At 74.4% G+C, this 15,696-nt stretch carries 16 protein-coding genes; 8 read left to right on the top strand and 8 right to left on the bottom strand.

All coding sequences use genetic code 11. The annotated features are described in order from the left end of the window. A complete protein-coding gene (locus ACZ7BZ_RS22920; protein WP_470359903.1) occupies nt 1-2,886 on the top strand; it encodes an FAD-binding and (Fe-S)-binding domain-containing protein in 2,886 nt (961 codons plus the stop codon). Nucleotides 2,887-3,102: 216 nt separating this feature from the next. Here the strand turns inward: ACZ7BZ_RS22920 and ACZ7BZ_RS22915 are convergent, their stop codons facing one another. Next, the gene (locus ACZ7BZ_RS22915; RefSeq protein WP_470359902.1) at nt 3,103-3,555 is read right to left on the bottom strand and encodes a CBS domain-containing protein; all 453 of its coding nucleotides are present in this window, start codon (nt 3,553-3,555) and stop codon (nt 3,103-3,105) included. Between the two features lie 97 nt (nt 3,556-3,652). Then, on the bottom strand, nt 3,653-4,699 hold the full coding sequence (locus ACZ7BZ_RS22910) for a slipin family protein (RefSeq protein WP_470359979.1): 1,047 nt from the start codon (nt 4,697-4,699) through the stop codon (nt 3,653-3,655). Between the two features lie 154 nt (nt 4,700-4,853). Here ACZ7BZ_RS22910 and ACZ7BZ_RS22905 point away from each other — a divergent pair, with 154 nt between their 5' ends. Further along, entirely contained in the window at nt 4,854-5,627 is a 774-nt protein-coding gene (locus ACZ7BZ_RS22905) for a uracil-DNA glycosylase (protein ID WP_470359901.1), read from the top strand. Nucleotides 5,628-5,719: 92 nt separating this feature from the next. Here ACZ7BZ_RS22905 and ACZ7BZ_RS22900 read toward each other — a convergent pair whose 3' ends face one another. Then, a complete protein-coding gene (locus ACZ7BZ_RS22900) occupies nt 5,720-6,598 on the bottom strand; it encodes a CHAD domain-containing protein (RefSeq protein ID WP_470359900.1) in 879 nt (292 codons plus the stop codon). A gap of 239 nt (nt 6,599-6,837) precedes the next feature. On the opposite strand from ACZ7BZ_RS22900, the gene ACZ7BZ_RS22895 reads away from it, so the two are divergent. The 3 genes from ACZ7BZ_RS22895 to ACZ7BZ_RS22885 all read left to right on the top strand — a co-directional run bounded on the left by ACZ7BZ_RS22895 (nt 6,838) and on the right by ACZ7BZ_RS22885 (nt 9,215). Then, nucleotides 6,838-7,509: a hypothetical protein gene (locus tag ACZ7BZ_RS22895; RefSeq protein WP_470359899.1), complete on the top strand. Its 672-nt coding sequence runs from the start codon at nt 6,838-6,840 to the stop codon at nt 7,507-7,509. A gap of 135 nt (nt 7,510-7,644) precedes the next feature. Continuing rightward, nucleotides 7,645-8,463, top strand: a complete 819-nt coding sequence (locus tag ACZ7BZ_RS22890; RefSeq protein ID WP_470359898.1) for a DsbA family protein — start codon at nt 7,645-7,647, stop codon at nt 8,461-8,463. Nucleotides 8,464-8,561: 98 nt separating this feature from the next. Continuing rightward, the gene (locus ACZ7BZ_RS22885) at nt 8,562-9,215 is read left to right on the top strand and encodes a vitamin K epoxide reductase family protein (RefSeq protein ID WP_470359897.1); all 654 of its coding nucleotides are present in this window, start codon (nt 8,562-8,564) and stop codon (nt 9,213-9,215) included. A gap of 15 nt (nt 9,216-9,230) precedes the next feature. On the opposite strand, the gene ACZ7BZ_RS22880 is transcribed toward ACZ7BZ_RS22885, so the two are convergent. The 4 genes from ACZ7BZ_RS22880 to ACZ7BZ_RS22865 all read right to left on the bottom strand — a co-directional run bounded on the left by ACZ7BZ_RS22880 (nt 9,231) and on the right by ACZ7BZ_RS22865 (nt 11,875). Next, nucleotides 9,231-9,731 (bottom strand): NUDIX domain-containing protein, encoded by a 501-nt coding sequence (locus tag ACZ7BZ_RS22880; RefSeq protein ID WP_470359896.1) that lies wholly within the window; start codon nt 9,729-9,731, stop codon nt 9,231-9,233. A gap of 105 nt (nt 9,732-9,836) precedes the next feature. Then, nucleotides 9,837-10,910: a serine hydrolase domain-containing protein gene (locus ACZ7BZ_RS22875; protein WP_470359895.1), complete on the bottom strand. Its 1,074-nt coding sequence runs from the start codon at nt 10,908-10,910 to the stop codon at nt 9,837-9,839. A 29-nt stretch (nt 10,911-10,939) separates the two neighbouring features. Next, nucleotides 10,940-11,458, bottom strand: coding sequence for a GNAT family N-acetyltransferase (locus ACZ7BZ_RS22870; RefSeq protein ID WP_470359894.1), 519 nt, complete (start codon nt 11,456-11,458; stop codon nt 10,940-10,942). 24 nt (nt 11,459-11,482) lie between these two features. Next, nucleotides 11,483-11,875 carry an ankyrin repeat domain-containing protein gene (locus ACZ7BZ_RS22865; protein ID WP_470359893.1) on the bottom strand — a complete coding sequence of 131 codons (393 nt, stop codon included), beginning with the start codon at nt 11,873-11,875 and terminating at the stop codon, nt 11,483-11,485. A 449-nt stretch (nt 11,876-12,324) separates the two neighbouring features. Between ACZ7BZ_RS22865 and ACZ7BZ_RS22860 the strand changes: the two genes are divergently transcribed. From ACZ7BZ_RS22860 to ACZ7BZ_RS22850, 3 genes are all read left to right on the top strand, one after another. Continuing rightward, complete coding sequence (locus ACZ7BZ_RS22860; protein WP_097238968.1) at nt 12,325-12,519, top strand: hypothetical protein; 195 nt, start codon at nt 12,325-12,327, stop codon at nt 12,517-12,519. A 113-nt stretch (nt 12,520-12,632) separates the two neighbouring features. Then, nucleotides 12,633-14,243 carry a hypothetical protein gene (locus ACZ7BZ_RS22855; protein ID WP_470359892.1) on the top strand — a complete coding sequence of 537 codons (1,611 nt, stop codon included), beginning with the start codon at nt 12,633-12,635 and terminating at the stop codon, nt 14,241-14,243. A 277-nt stretch (nt 14,244-14,520) separates the two neighbouring features. Next, nucleotides 14,521-14,895, top strand: coding sequence for an RNA polymerase-binding protein RbpA (locus ACZ7BZ_RS22850; protein WP_380457589.1), 375 nt, complete (start codon nt 14,521-14,523; stop codon nt 14,893-14,895). Between the two features lie 203 nt (nt 14,896-15,098). Here ACZ7BZ_RS22850 and fxsA read toward each other — a convergent pair whose 3' ends face one another. Beyond that, nucleotides 15,099-15,677 (bottom strand): FxsA family membrane protein, encoded by a 579-nt coding sequence (gene fxsA / locus ACZ7BZ_RS22845; RefSeq protein ID WP_470359891.1) that lies wholly within the window; start codon nt 15,675-15,677, stop codon nt 15,099-15,101. Nucleotides 15,678-15,696: the final 19 nt, after the last annotated feature.

Raw genomic sequence — 15,696 nt, 5'->3', positions numbered from 1 at the left:
GTGAGCCGTCCGTCCGCCGTTCCCGGCGCCGAACTGGCCCGTGAGCTGGCCGCCGTGCTGCGCGGCGAGGTGCGGTTCGGCGCCGCCGAGCGCACGGTGTACGGCCATGACGCCTCCAACTACCGGCAACTGCCGCTCGGCGTGGTCAAGCCCGCCGACCAGGACGACGTGCGCACCGCGCTGGCGCTGTGCCGGCAGTACGGCGTGCCGGTGGTGGCGCGCGGGGCCGGGACGAGCATCGGCGGGCAGGCGATCGGGCCGGGCGCGGTGGTGCTGGACTTCCGCCGCCACCTCGGCGCGGTGCTGGCGGTCGACCCCGGGGCCCGCACCGCGCGCGTCCAGCCCGGAACCGTGCTGGACGACCTCCAGCGCGCCGCCGCGCCGTACGGGCTGCGCTTCGGCCCCGACCCGTCCACCCACAGCCGCTGCACCCTCGGCGGCATGATCGGCAACGACGCCTGCGGCGCCCGCTCGCTCGCCTGGGGGCGCACCTCCGACAACGTGGAGCAGTTGGAGCTGCTGCTCGCCGACGGCACCGAGCTGACCGTCGGCGGCCCGCTCACCCCCGCCGAGCGCGCGGCGCTGCCGAACGCACCCGGCCGGGTCGGGCAGCTGCACCGCGAGCTCCAGGACTTCACCGACCGCAACCTCGCCACCATCCGGCAGGGCATGCCGCAACTGCCCCGCCGCACGTCCGGCTACCCGCTGGACGCCCTGCTGCCCGAGCGCGGCCACCACCTCGCCCGGGCCCTGACCGGCACCGAGGGCACCTGCGCATTGCTGCTGGGCGCCACCGTCCGCTTGGTCCACGCCCCCGCGGCCCGCGCCCTGGTGGTGGCCGGCTACCCCGATGAGGGCGCCGCCGCCGATGCCGTCCCCGCACTGCTGCCGTACGGCCCGCTGACCGCCGAGGGCATGGCCGCCGACCTGATCGCCGCGTTGCTCGCGACCGGCCCGCGCCCTCCGGCCCTGGACCGGCTGCCGGCCGGCGAGTGCTGGCTGTTCCTGGAGACCGGCGGCGCCAACGCCCTGGAGGCCTACCAGGGCGCCCGCCGGCTCGCCGACGCGGTGCGCCGCGAGCGCACCGCCACCGTCTCCCTGGTCACCGACCCGGCCGAGCAGCGCCAGCTGTGGGCCGTGCGGGAGGCGGGCGCCGGGATCGTCACCCGGCTGCCCGGGGGCGGCGAGGCCTGGCCCGGCTGGGAGGACTCCGCCGTCCCGCCCGAGCGGCTCGGCGACTACCTGCGCGGACTGCGCGCCCTGCTGCGCCGACACGGCCTGCACGGCGTCCCGTACGGGCACTTCGGCGACGGCTGCGTGCACCTGCGGATCGACTTCCCACTGTACGACCCGCAACGACTGCCGCTGTTCCGGGAGTTCCTGGAGCAGGCGGCCGATCTGGCGGTCTCCTACGGCGGTTCGCTCTCCGGCGAGCACGGCGACGGACAGGCCCGCGGCGAGCTGCTGCCGCGCCTGTACCCGCCCGAAGTCATCGCCCTGTTCGGCGAGTTCAAGCGAATCTGGGACCCGGAGCACCTGCTCAACCCGGGCGTACTGGTCGACCCGCGCCCGCTCGACGCCGACCTGCGCTTCGTCACCGCCCCGCGCCGCCCGCTGCCGCTGGCCCTGCCGTACGAGCAGGACGGCGGCAGCCTCGCCCGGGCGGTGCACCGCTGCGTGGGCGTCGCCAAGTGCGTGGACCCGACCACCGGGGTGATGTGCCCCAGCTACATGGCCACCGGCGAGGAGCGGCACTCCACCCGGGGCCGGGCCCGGCTGCTCGCCGAGATGCTGCGCGGCGACGCCGTCCCGGACGGCTGGCGCTCGGCGGAGGTGCGGGAGGCGCTGGACCTCTGCCTGAGCTGCAAGGGATGCGCGAGCGACTGCCCGGTGCACGTCGACATGGCGACCTACAAGACCGAGTTCCTGTACCAGCACTACCGGCACCGCCCACGCCCGCTCGCCCACTACTCGATGGGCTGGCTGCCGCTGTGGCTGCGGGCAGTCGAGCGGGCGCCCGCGGCGGCCAACACCCTGGTCCGCTCCCCGGCCGGCGCCCTGCTCAAGCGGCTCGGCGGGATCGACCGGCGGCGGGTGCTGCCGGTCTTCCCGCCCGAGACCTTCACCCGCTGGTACCGGCGGCGGCGCCCGGAGCACCCGGCCCCGGCGGGCGCCCGGCCGGTGCTGCTGTGGCCGGACACCTTCTCGAACCACCTCCAGCCGAACGTGCTGCGCTCGGCCGTCGAGGTGCTGGAACACCTGGGCTTCGACGTCCGGCTGCCGGACGGCCCGGTGTGTTGCGGCCTCACCTGGTACTCCACCGGCCAACTCGGCACCGCCCGGCGGGTGTTGCAGCGCAGCCTGGACGCGCTGGCGGCCGCCGGTCTCCCGGCCGACACCCCCGTGGTCGGCCTGGACCCCAGCTGCACCGCCACCCTGCGCGAGGACCTCCCCCGACTGCTCGGCGGGGACGGCCGCCCGCTCTCCGAACGGACCCGCACCTTCGCCGAGTTCATCGACGAGTACGCCCCGGACGCCCCGCTCCCCCGGGTCCGGCTGGAGGCCGTCACCCAGACCCACTGCCACCAGCACGCGGTGCTCGGCAGCGCCGCCGACCGCCGGGTCGAGGCCCGACTCGGCCTGCACAACCGGGTGCTGGACTCCGGCTGCTGCGGGCTGGCGGGCAACTTCGGCTTCGAGCAGGGACACTTCGAGGTGTCCGAGGCGATCGCCGAACGGGTGCTGCTGCCCGAGCTACGGGCGGCCGACCCGGACACCGTGGTGCTGGCGGACGGCTTCAGCTGCCGCACCCAGATCGCCCAACTCGCGGACGGGCGCAGGGCCCTGCACCTGGCGGAGCTGATCGCCCGGGAGCTGCGCCGGTAGCGCTCAGGAACGGACGGCGAGGAAGGCCCCGCGACCTCCGTGCCCACCGGCCGGGGCGCCGGATCGCCTTCCTCGACGTCACCCTCACCGCCGCCGAGGGAGCCGAGGAGCCCGCCGCCCGGACCGGCTCCGTCCACACCCCGGGCCGACCACACCCCTGGCCGACCCGCCCGGAACCGGCTCCCGGCCGGGCCGAACCGGCGCCGCCCGTCCGGATCAGTCCTGCAGGGCCTCCGTCTTCGGTGCCTCCTCCGCGCAGACCGCCGACACGAACTCCGCGACCCGGGCCTGCGGCATCCCGCGCGCGATGTCGGCCTCGCTGATCATGCCGACCAGCTTGTGCTCCGGGTGGTTGATCACCGGCAGCCGGCGCACCTGGTACTGCTCCATCACCCGCAGCACCTGCTCGCAGTCCTCGTCCGCCTCCACCGTCATCGGCCGCCCCTGGGCCAGTTCGCCCGCCGTCACCGCGGCCGGGTCGCGCCCCTCCGCGACGCAGCGCAGCACGATGTCGCGGTCGGTCACGATGCCCAACAGCTTGTCGCTCTCCCCGCAGATGGGCAGTGCGCCCACGTTCCGTTCCCGCATGATCCGGGCGGCGGCGGCGAGCGTCTCGTGCTCGCGGATGCACTCCGCCCCCGGGTGCATGATGTCGCTGGCGATGGTCATGGTCCGCCTCCTGACCTGGCTTCCAGCCCCCCGTCCATCCTGGTCCGACCGGGTGACCCACGCCACCGGGCACCGCGCCCGGCCGCCCCGGGCCCGCTCAGGCCGTCGTCCCGGGCTCGCCGCGCTCCGCCGTCTGCTGCCGGGCGTCCGGCTCCACCGGGCGGTCCTCCGGGTCCGTACGCTCCTCCAGGTCCGTAGGCTCCCCCAGATCCGAAGGCTCCATCGGCGATCTGGTCAACACTTCTTCCAGCGGCGGGAGTTCGTGCCTGGGCACCTCACGGTTGACCTCGGCCTCCGACACCTCGCCGCTCTCCACTGCCCGTTCCGCCGACTTCGCGGCCGCGGCCACCGCGGCGGCGGCCAGCAGATCCCGCTGCTGGGACTCCGTCGCGCTGTCCAGGAACCGCAGCAGCTCCACCGGGAACGGCAGCACCAACGTCGAGTTCTTCTCCGCCGCCACCTCCACCACGGTCTGCAGCAAGCGCAGTTGGAGCGCCGCAGGAGTCGCGCTCATCACCGCCGCCGCCTCCGACAACCGCTCCGAGGCCTGGTACTCGCCGTCCGCCGTGATGATCCGGGCCCGCCGCTCCCGCTCGGCCTCCGCCTGCCGCGCGATCGAGCGCTTCATCGACTCCGGCAGGGCGACGTCCTTGATCTCCACCCGGTCGATCTCGATGCCCCAGCCCAGCGCCGGGCTGTCGATCATCAACTCCAGCCCCTGATTGATCGGTTCGCGATTGGCCAGCAGGTCGTCCAGCTCGCTCTTGCCGATGATCGACCGCAGCGAGGTCTGCGCGACCTGGGAGATCGCGAAGTTGTAGTCCTGCACGTTGACGGTCGCCTTCACCGGGTCCTCGACCCGGAAGTAGACCACCGCGTCCACCCGTACGGTCACGTTGTCCCGGGTGATGCCCTCCTGCGCCGGGATCGGCATCGTCACGATCTGCACGTTCACCCGGCGCAGCCGGTCCGCGATCGGCATCAACGCGACCAGCCCGGGCTCCCGGACCTCCTCGCGCACCCGCCCGAAGCGGAACACCACGCCCTTCTGGAACTGCTGGACCACCCGGATGCTCAGCCCCGCCCAGACCACCCCCAGCCCGACCAGCCCCCCGAGAGCCCCCAGCACCGCATCGACGATCATCGCGGCCTCCTCGCGGCCTCCGCGCACACCGGCGCGCCCGACCACCCCCGGCCCGGCCGGGCCGGGGGCCACCGGAGCAACTCCTTCAACGCTACGCCTGCCCGAAGGCCGCCGGGCCGGACCGGGACAGGGCCCGGGCCCCTAGGATCAGGCCATGCAGCCGGCCCCCGCCGATGACCCGAACCACCCCCGTCACCCCGCCGAGGCCGCCGCCCGCGCCGGCGGGCTCACCGACCTCGACCGGGTCGTCACCCACTGCCGGGCCTGCCCCCGGCTGGTCTCCTGGCGCGAGGAGACCGCCCGCACCAAACGCCGCGCCTACCAGGACTGGGACTACTGGGCCCGCCCCATCCCCGGCTTCGGGCCGCCCGACGCCCCGCTCGTCCTGGTCGGCCTCGCCCCCGCCGCCCACGGCGCCAACCGCACCGGCCGGATCTTCACCGGCGACCCCTCCGGCGACCTCCTCTACGCCGCCCTCCACGACCTCGGGCTCACCAACCGCCCCGAGTCCGTCCGCCACGGCGACGGGCTAGAACTGTACGGCGTCCGGATCACCGACCCGGTCCGCTGCGCCCCGCCCGACAACAAGCCCAGCACCGTCGAACGCGACACCTGCCGCCCCTGGATCACCCGTGAACTCCAGCTGCTGCGCCCCACCGTACGGACGGTCGTCGCCCTCGGCGGCTTCGCCTGGCAGGCCATGCTGCCGGTGATCGCCGACGCCGGCTGGACCGTCCCCCGCCCCCGCCCCGCCTTCGGCCACGCCGCCCTGGCCACCCTCCCCGCCCGCGACGGCGGCCCCGACCTGCGCCTCTACGGCTGCTACCACGTGAGCCCGCGCAACACCAACACCGGTCGGCTGACCACCACGATGCTCCGCGACCTGCTGCGCGAGGCAGCCCGTTCGGCGGGGCTGAGCCCCCGGTAGGGCCACCCCGTCGAACCGCCTCCCGCCCGCCCCCGGCCGCGCTTCCCGGCCCTGGCTCCCCCGGCCCTGGCAGCAGGCACCCCGGACGGCCCCTAACCGAACCGGGCCAGCTTCCGGCCCGACGCCGCCGCCCACACCCCCGGCAGCCGGTCCCGCGCCCGTTCCGCCTCCACGAGCTGGCCCGCGTAGAGCACGCCGTAGGCGAAGGGCTCGCCGTCGGCGTCAGCCTGGTCGGCCAGCGCCGCCGCCGCGACCACCGCGTCCTGGTGCTCTCCCAGCACCTCCTGGACGGCCTTCATCCGCTCCACGTACCGCTCCGCCGCCGCGCCGATCGCGGGGGCCGCCGTCTCGCCGGCGTAGCGGGCGCGTTTGGCGGCCTTGCGGGCCGCGTGCAGGGCGCCATCGCGCTCCGCAGGGCCGGCGGCGAGGGCGGTGTGGACCCGGGCGGCCGTGCGGTGCTGTTCGCGGGCCGCGATCCGGGAGAGCTCGGGGGCGGCGGCCCGGGCGGCGCGCGGGCGCAGCGGCGGGTCGGCGAGCAGCGCGGTCAGGGCGGCGGTGAGGCCCCGGCGGCGGGGGCTGTCGAGGGCGGCGACCACCTCGGGCCGGACCCGCCGGTACTCGGCCGCGCCGGACTGCTCCAGCACCCCGGCGACCCGTTCCGGCCCGCAGGCGGCGGGCAGCTCGCGGGCCCGGGCGGCCAGGCGTTCGGTGAGCACCTCGCGGTCCCGGGCCCGGCCCAGGGCGGCGCCCAGCCAGCGCAGGTCGGCGACCAGGGCGTCGGTGGCGCCGGGGTCGAGGAGCCGCCGGAAGGTCCGCAGGGCGCTGCGCAGCCGCCGGCAGGCGACCCGCATCCGGTGGACCGCGTCGGGTTCGTCCGCCCGGACGGCGTCCTCCAGCCCGGCCAGCACCGCCGCCTGGGCCTCGATGCGGTCGAGCAGGACCCGCCCCGCCGTGGTCTCGGGTCTCGCCATGGACGTGCACCCCCTCGTCGGGGTCACTGGGAACGCCTTCCAGGCTAGGTCCTTTCCGGCCGGTCCTGCCGCACAGGAGCTGGTCGCGCCGCGCCGGCGACCCGGCGACCCGGCGACCCGGCGACCCGGCGACCCGGCGACCCGGCGACCCGGCGACCGGCCGAGGGGCTGTCACCCGGGGGAGCACCCGTACGCGCCCTCGTGCCCGGTGTGAGGGCCATGGCATACTCCGGAGCGTGATGACCTCCACCCATGCGACCAGGGCCCTGCGGGCCGCGGTGTTCACCGCGCTCGCCGTGCCGATGGCCGCGTTGGGCCAGGTGGTCATCACCGGTCGCCCGCTGCCGCTGTCGCTGGTGGCCACAGCGAGCGCCGTCGTGTTCCTGGTCTCGGCCGTGCTGGCCGGCGGGGAGCGGCGGCTGCTGCACATCTCCGCCGTGATGGTGCCGGTCGAGCTGCTGCTGAACACGACCTTCAACCTGGGCCAGACCGGCTGTGGGCCGGTGCTGTCCGAGCACGTGTCCGCGCGCGGGGTGAACCTGCTGGTCTGCGGCGGCGGCTCGGTGGACGGCTCGCTGCTGGGCGGTCCGCTGGGCCACGCCGGCGAGTTGGCGCCGGTGGCGACCCAGCTGCTGCTCCTGGTGGTGCACCTGGCGATCGCGCTGGCCGCCTCGGCCTGGCTGCGGCTGGGCGACGCGGCGCTGTCCGGCCTCGCCCGGGCGCTGCGCGCGCTGCACCAGTCACTGGCCCGCCCGCTGCGGGCGCTGCTCCTGCTGCTGGTCCCCGCCCCGGTGCGCCCGGTGCTGCGGGTGCCACTGCCGGTGTCGGACCACGAGCGGCCGCGCCGCGAGGACGTGGTGCTGAGCCCGGCTCCCCGGCGTGGTCCGCCGGTCTTCGCGCCTGTCTGCTGAGCGCGTACCCCTTCCGTAAGCACGGTTCCGTACGCCCCCAGGCAGTGCGCACGACTCCCGCGTCACTTGCCCCGCCGCACCCGTGTGCGGCCACCCGCGCGCACCCGCGCGCCGCGTACAGGAGTTGACTTCCCCATGGCTCAGAACCAGCCCACCAAGCGCGAGGCCAAGCGCATCAGCGCCCGTGAGCGCATCCAGGAGGCGCAGCGCCGCGAGCAGCAGGCCGCCAAGCGCCGTCAGCTGATCGTCGTCTCGGTCTCCGCCGTCGTCGTGCTGGCCCTGGCGGGCGGTGTGGCGCTCGCCATCAACGGCGGCAAGAAGAACGACGACAAGGCTGCCGCGGCCGCGTCCGCCGCCCCGTTGGTCGTCCCGGCCAACGCCACCGGCCCGAACGGCACGGTGATCACCCTGGGCAAGGCCGACGCCCCGCACACCATGGAGGTGTACGAGGACTTCCGCTGCCCGGTCTGCAAGCACTTCGAGGCGGCGAACGGCCAGACCGTCAAGCAGCTCACCGAGGACGGCCGGATCAAGGTGGAGTTCCACCTGGCCGCCTTCCTGGACAAGAACCTCGGCGGCAAGGGCTCGCGCACCGCGCTGGCCGCCGCCGGGGCCGCGCTGAACGAGGGCGTGGACAAGTTCAAGGCCTTCCACGACGTGCTGTACGCCAACCAGCCCGATGAGCGCAGCGACGACTTCGGCGACGTCAACCACCTCCTGGACCTGGCCGGCCAGGTCCCCGGGTTGAAGACGGACGCCTTCGTGAAGGCGGTCACCGACCGGACCTACGCGCCGTGGGCGGCGAAGGTGGCCGACGCGTTCAACGACAGCGGGGTGACCGGCACCCCGACGGTCAAGGTGGACGGCAAGGCGATCAACCTGTTCGCGGGCAACACCACCGCGACGCCCGAGCAGTTCACCGCCCAGGTCAAGCAGGCCGCCGGCCTGCAGTAGGCCCACCCCACCGCACCCCACCGCACCGCACGGCACCACCGGCCCGGCCGAACTCCCGGCCGGGCCGGCCCCTCCCAGCCAGCCACCGGAGTGTTGCCATGACCGCCGCGACCACCGTGCACCCCTCCTCCCCGCCCGCCCCCGACGCCGCCGGCCGGGCCCCGATCGGCGCGGGCCGGGCCCTCGCCCTGCTGCTGTTCCTCGGCGGACTGGTCGGGCTGGCCGCCTCGGCCGTCCTGACCTTCGACAAGCTCCGCATCCTGGAGAACCCGTCGTACGTCCCCAGTTGCAACATCAATCCGATCATCAGCTGCGGCTCGGTGATGCGCACCGAGCAGGCGTCGGTCTTCGGCTTCCCCAACCCGCTGCTCGGGCTGGCCGCCTTCGGCGCGCTGACGGCGATCGGGGCGGGGCTGCTGGCCGGGGCCGCCTACCGGCGCTGGTTCTGGCTGGGCCTGCACGCCGGGACGGCCCTGGGCGTGGTGTTCGTGCACTGGCTGGTCGACCAGGCGCTGTACGACATCGGCGCACTGTGCCCCTACTGCATGGTGGTGTGGGCGACGGTGGTGGTGCTGTTCTGGTACACCACGCTGCACAACCTGCGCACGGGCGTGATCCCGGTCGGGCCCAGGATGCGGGCGGTCGTCCGGGAGGCGGCGCGCTACCACTGGGCGCTGCCGGTGCTGTGGGCCGCGGTGATCGCGCTGCTGGTGCTCAACCGGTTCTGGTACTACTGGAGCACCCTGCTCTGACCGCCCGGAGCGGGCTCACCCCACGTACCCCGCCGAGTGCAGCAGGGTGACGGCGCCGGTCCGCCGGGCCTCCAGGGCCCCGGTGAGCCGGCGTGCCGCGCAGGGGTGCAGCAGGGCGGCCGCCCGGGCGGGGGTGAAGTAGCCGTAGCCGGCGATCTCCTCGGCCTGCAGCCGGACCGCCGTGCCCGGTTCGAGCTCGCCACCGTCGAACATGAAGTGCACGGCGGGGTGGGCGTGCCGGCCCTGGTCCGGGATCGCCTCCCGCCACTCCACCACCAGCAGCCGCAGCTCGCCCGCCAACAGCCCGGTCTCCTCGCGCAGTTCGCGGGCCGCGCACTCGGCGGGCCCCTCCCCCGGGTCCATCCCGCCGCCGGGGAACTGCCACTGGTCGCGGTAAGTCGCCTTCAGCAACAGGACCTTGCCGTCCTCGCCGGTGAGCAGCACGCTGCACCCGACGTAGGCGCGCACTATCCCGGAGAGCCACTCCTCCTCCGAGAGTGCCCAGGTCTCCGTCATCGCGCCTCCTTCGCCGGCTGTTCCCCGTCGCGGCCACTCTGCCGCAATCACCGCCGCGCGAAAGGTGGTTCGTACCTAATCCACCCGATCGGGTGCCGGTCCCGGTCAGCCGAAGACCGCTCGCCGGAGGGCGTTGCGCAGATCGGTGAGCCCCTGGGTGACCCTGCTGTGGTGCACCTGGTTGGTGAGCAGCAGGGCCCAGCGACCGAGCCGGGGGGAGACCCAGATGCCGGTGCCGGTGAAGCCGTAGTGGACGAAGGTGCCCTCGGCCGGCTCGGTGCCGGCGGCGTACAGCCAGGACAGGCCGCGCGCGGGGGCCAGACCGCCGGTCTGCTCCCGCAGCGATTCGGTGATCCACGGTTCGCCCCAGGGGAGTCGGGGCGGCGGGGCCAGCAGGGCGGTGAGGAAGCGGGCGAGGTCGCGGGCGGTGGAGAAGGCGCCGGCGTTGCCGGAGACGCCGCCGAGCAGCCGGGCGGACGGGTCGTGCACGACGCCGCGCAGGTGGGCGCCGGTCGGCTCGTGGTACTCGGTGGGGGCCGTCCGGGCCAGGTCCGCGCCGCCGAGCGGCCCGTACCGGGTGTCGGTCATCCCGAGCGGCCGCCAGACCCAGCGGGCGGCGAGTCCGCCCAGCGGCGCACCTCCGAGGTCCTCGACCAGGTAGGTGAGCAGCACGGCGGCACGGTCGGTGTACTCGACGGCGGCCCCCGGCGCCCGGTGCAGCGGGGCGGCGACCACCCCGGCCCGGATCGCGGCCGGCTCCCGCCCGTAGAGCTGCTCGAAACGGGTGTACGGCAGCATCCCGGCGGTGTGGGCGAGGAGTTGACGAACCGTCACCACGCCGACCGGGTGCCCGGCGGCGGGCGGCCAGCAGCGGCCGAGCGGTTCGTCCAGCGGCAGCCGGCCGGACTGCCACAGCACCCCGGCGCAGGGCCAGAGCGCCACGATCTTGGTGAGGCTGGCGAGGTCGTACAGGGTGTCCGGCCCCGGCCGCAGCCGCGCGTACGGGCCCTGCCCGAGGGTGCCGTGGCTGCCGCCGCCGAGCGTGCCGCCGGCGTCGCCGACGGCCCAGACGGCGCCCAGGCCGACGTCGTGGGCGCCGTCCCGGACCAGCCGGTCCAGTTCCCCGCCGGGCGCGGCCAGGGCGGGGAGGCGCTCCGCCTCGGGTGCTCGGTGATTCACCCCGGGTGTCTACCCGGGGCGGCGAGTGCTCAGACCGCCGCCGGGAGTTCCTTGCCGAGGCAGATGCTCTGCGGGTGGTCCTTGTAGATGCCGAACTTGCGGATCGCGGCGTAGCCCTCGGAGCCGTACAGCGCGACGGCCTCGGGCTGCTCGGTGCCGGTCTCCAGGATGAGGCGGGTGCGGCCGGCCTCGACCGCGGCCTGCTCCAGCCGGTGCAGCACCGCCCGGGCCAGGCCCCGGCCGCGGGCGTCGGGGATGACGAACATCCGCTTCAGCTCGGCGTCACCGTCGCGCAGGCCGTCCGGACCGGCCTGCTTGGCCCGCCAGCCGCCGCAGGCGACCGGGCGGCCGTCCAGGTAGGCGATCAGGAACAGGCCGACCGGCGCCTCGAAGTCCTCGGGGTGCAGCACGGTCTCGTCCGGGTCGCCGTAGCGCCGGACGTACTCCTGCTGCACCTCCGCCGACAGGGCCTGCGCGTCGGGGTGGGCGTACCCGGTGACGCGGAACTCGACGGTGCCGGCGACCCGGGTGGTGGTGGTGCTCTCCATGACGGAAGAGCCTACGACGCCGGTTCAGCGGCCCTCGAACCGGGCGAGCAGCTCGGCCTTGCCGAACATCGCCGCGGCGTCGACGGCGGACGGCACCCCGGCCTTCGGGTCGGCACCGCCGACCAGCAGGGCCTCGACGACCTCCGTGCCGCCCTTGAAGACGGCTCCGGCCAGCGGGGTCTGGCCCTTGTCGTTGGCGCGGTTCGGGTCGGCGCCGCGCTGGAGCAGGGCTTCGACGGTGGCGGCGTGGCCGTGGTACGCGGCCAGCATCACCAGGGTGTCGCCGCTGCCGTTGGTGAGGTCCGCCGAGACGCCCGCGTCCAGGGCGGTGACCAGGGTGGCGGTCTCTCCGGCGCGGGCGGCGTCGAAGAGCTTCCCGGCGAGCGCGATCACCTCGGCGTCGGGGGCATCGGTCATGTCGGGCTGCCTTTCCTATGGGTCGTTCCGGCGGGACGGCGGGGGCCGGTGCGTACCGCACCGTAGCGGCCGGCGCCGACCCGGGGCCAGCAGGCGTCCGGATTCCGGACGGCGGCCGCGCCGGTGCGTGTGCAGGTGCCGATGCAGGCGCGGTACGACGTGCGGCCTCACGGGTGCGCCGCCATCCGGGCGAACTTCCCGGGCCCCCCGGAAACTTCCCACCCACCCCCCGGGAATGCCTCGCGCACCGATTCCACGCGGCTTCCACGCGGCAGCCATGCGGCCAGAAGCCCCCGCCCCCGGCCGGTTCGCATACCGCCGTCCGGCTTCGGGAGCGGCATCGGGCGATAGAACCACCCATTTGCGCCGTTCCGTCATCTATTACTTTTTGTCACGATTATGACACTTTAAGTAACACTGTCCCCCGTCCCCCTCCCCGAGGAGCAGAAGTGATCCTCTCGATTTCCGGCATCGTCCTGTTCGGCACCATCGCCTTTCTGTTCTTCCGCAGGGACGGACTGAAGGTCTCGCACGCCATCGTCTGCGCCCTGTTCGGCTTCTACGTCGCCGGTTCCTCGATCGCCCCGAGCATCACCGCGGGCGGCGCCAGCCTGGCGAGCCTGCTCGGCGGCATCCGCTTCTAGGCGGCGCCACTCCCCCACCGGCCCGGGCGCGGATCCCACCGCCCCGGGCCCCGTCGTACCACGAGCAGTCCCCCCTCACCCCACCCGTCCCACTCGTTCCGGGGAGTCACGGAATGCCGATCCACCGCCATCTCAGCAAGGGCCGCGAGATCGCCCGAACCGCCGGGGACCACGCCACCGACATGTTCGCCCCGCTCAACGTGATCGGCCGCGGGCTGCGCCACCACGCCGGCTGGGCCAAGGACCGCTGGCAGGCCACCCCGAAGGAGCGCCGCGGCCCGACGCTGTTCCTGTCCGCCGCCGTGCTGGTCGGCATCTACTTGCTGCCGCACGGCCTGCTGTTCGCCCTGGTCGGCCTGATGGCCAGCGCCGCCTGGGCCGGCCGGGCCCCCAAGGCGGCGCCCGCCCCACCCGCGCCCGACGTCGCCGACGTCAAACTCGGCGCCCTCTACTCGGCGCTGACGCCGTACCTGTGCGGACCCGAGGACGCCAACCCGCTGTACCACTTCGACGGCAGTTACAAGAGCGCCTTCAGCTCCTGGGAGTTCGACGGCGAGGGCCGGCTGTCCCGGCTGGAGCTGAGCTACCCGGCGTACTTCACCGACACCGAGCCCACCGCCCGGGCCCGGATCGAGCAGGTCGTCCAGGGCAAGGCCGGACGCGCCCGGGAGTACCGCTTCGACTGGGACGAGGAGTCCAACCGACTGCGGATCACCGCGCTGGCCCCGCTGGCCACCGACATCGCCGCCCAGCGCTTCGTCGCCGCCCCGGGCGAGATCGTGCTCGGCTTCACCGACGAGGACGGCACCGCCCGCACCATCCCGGTCCACCAGGGCGGCACCACCGCCCAGCAGCCCCCGGTGATCTGGCGCACCGGACCGCGCTCCTCCGAGCCCCACCTGCTGGCGCTCGGCGTCGCCGGCTACGGCACCTCCAGCCTGATCCGCTCGATCGCGCTCCAGGCCCTCCCGTACGGCGACCTGGTGGTGATCGACGGCGCCGGGACGGGCGAGCACGCCTGCCTGGTCAACCGGCCCGGCGTGCACACCGTGGAGACCAGCCTGCACGGCGCGCTGGCGGCACTGGAGTGGGCCGCCCAGGAGACAGAGCGCCGGCTCGCCGCACTGAACGCCGCCCGGCACACCGGCACCGCGCTGCCCGAGGACCTCACCCGGCCGCTGTGGCTGCTGCTGGACCACCCCACCGAGCTGGGCGAGCTCGCCCACGCCGAGGGGCGCCCGGATCCCCAGGAACTGCTGGAGCTGCCGCTGCGGCACGGCCGGGCCGCCCGGGTCACCGTGGTGATCGCCGACGACGTCGAGGCCCGGGACCGGATCACCCCGACCGTCCGGTCCACCACCCGGGCCCGGGTGCTGCTCGGCCCCGCCGGGCCCGAGGAGGGCCGCGCCGCGCTCGGCGCGCCACTGGACATCGTGCCCGCCGCGCACGCCCCGGTCGGCCGCGGCTACGCCCGGATCGGCAACGGCACCCCGGTCCGGCTCCAGGTGCCCGCCACCGTCGACCCGCTGGACGAGGACGCCCCGGCCCAGCTGCGGGACGCGGTGATCGCCCTGCTGCCGCACCGGGACAGTCGGACCGAGCCGGCCTCCGAGGCCCCTCCCCGACCGGACCGCCCGCCGGTCGTCCCGGCGGACGCCCCGCCCGCCCACCCGGTCGACCTCGGCAAGGGCGAGCCGATGATCCGTTCCCGACCGATCTCCTGACCGCCCGGGAAGCGGGGGCGGCGACCGCCCCGGAATCCCCTCCGGGTACGCTCGTCACAGAAAGTCCGCACGATCACCAGATGTGAAATAGGTGACACCTGGGGTGATATCACCGGCCAGATGTGACAAATCGGGCGACGGTGGGTACAAACAGGGGCGGCACGACAGACGACGCATGTCCCGGGACGGGAATCTTCGTCGGAAGCCGAGCGTTGACCGAACGACGAAGAACAGCGACCACTAGTCCTGTGGGCCATAAGCCCGGGAGGCACGATTCATGAGCGAGCGAGCTCTCCGCGGCACGCGACTCGGGGCCACTAGCTACGAGACCGACCGTGGTATCGATCTGGCTCCCCGCCAGACCGTCGAGTACGCATGTCAGAACGGACACCGATTCGAGGTTCCTTTCTCGGTCGAGGCGGAGATCCCCGCGACCTGGGAATGCCGCTTCTGCGGCCAGGAAGCGGCTCTTCTCGACGGTGACGAGCCGGAGGAGAAGAAGGCCAAGCCCACGCGCACCCATTGGGACATGCTGATGGAGCGCCGGACGCGCGAGGAGCTGGAGGAGGTGCTGGCCGAACGGCTGGCCGTGCTCCGCTCCGGCGGGATGAATCTCGCGGTGCACCCGCGGGACACCCGTAAGAGCGCCTGACCCACTTCGCTCCCGCCGCGAGCGGGAGGACGCGAAAAGGGGCCCTGGTCACCAGGGTCCCTTTCGCGTTGTCCGCCCGGCCGTGGCCGGGCGGGGCGCGGTACGACTGTGGGCCGCCCGGTTCTCCGGGCGGCCCACAGGTGTGTCCGCGGCCTCCAGCCGGTGTGTCTGCGGCCTCCGGGTCCCGGACAGGGCTTGCCCGGTCAGCCGTCGATCGGCGGGCGGTAGCCGGTGTCCGGACCCTGCGGGCCCCGCGGGCCGCTCTCCGGGTCCACCACCTGGCCCTGGATGACCTTGCCGTCCGGGCGGTGGATACGCAGCTGCTCCTGCAGCCGCATCGCGTCAGCGAACGGGTCGGTGCCGATCGTGGTGGTGCTGCGCATCGCCTTGTCCGCGACCCGGCGGCCGCCCGCCCGCCACAGCGCCCTGGTGGGCGGGAACAGCAGGGTCAGGGCGACCAGGTCGGACAGGAAACCGGGGATGATCAGCAGCAGTCCGGCCAGCACGGTCAGGCTGGTACCGGTCTGCGGCTGCTGGGACTGCGGGTTCTTGCTCTGCTCGATCGCCGCCGACAGCGCCCTCAGCCCGGCCCGCTTGATCAGCGAACCGCCGATCAACCCGCCGGCGATGAGCAGCAGCAGGACGACGAGCCCGCCCAGCCAGGAGCCCACCAGGACCAGCAGCCAGATCTCCAGCACCAGCCAGGCGGTGATCAGCAGCGGCAGCACCCGGCGGAGCCTGCTGCGCGGGACCGGACGGGTCGGGGTAGCTTGCTGGGTCACGGTACGAATCCACTCCAAG

The organism is Kitasatospora sp. NPDC036934, from assembly GCF_055608425.1.
Note: the sequence above shows the minus strand (reverse complement) of the source record. Positions and strands in the feature narration are given on the sequence as shown.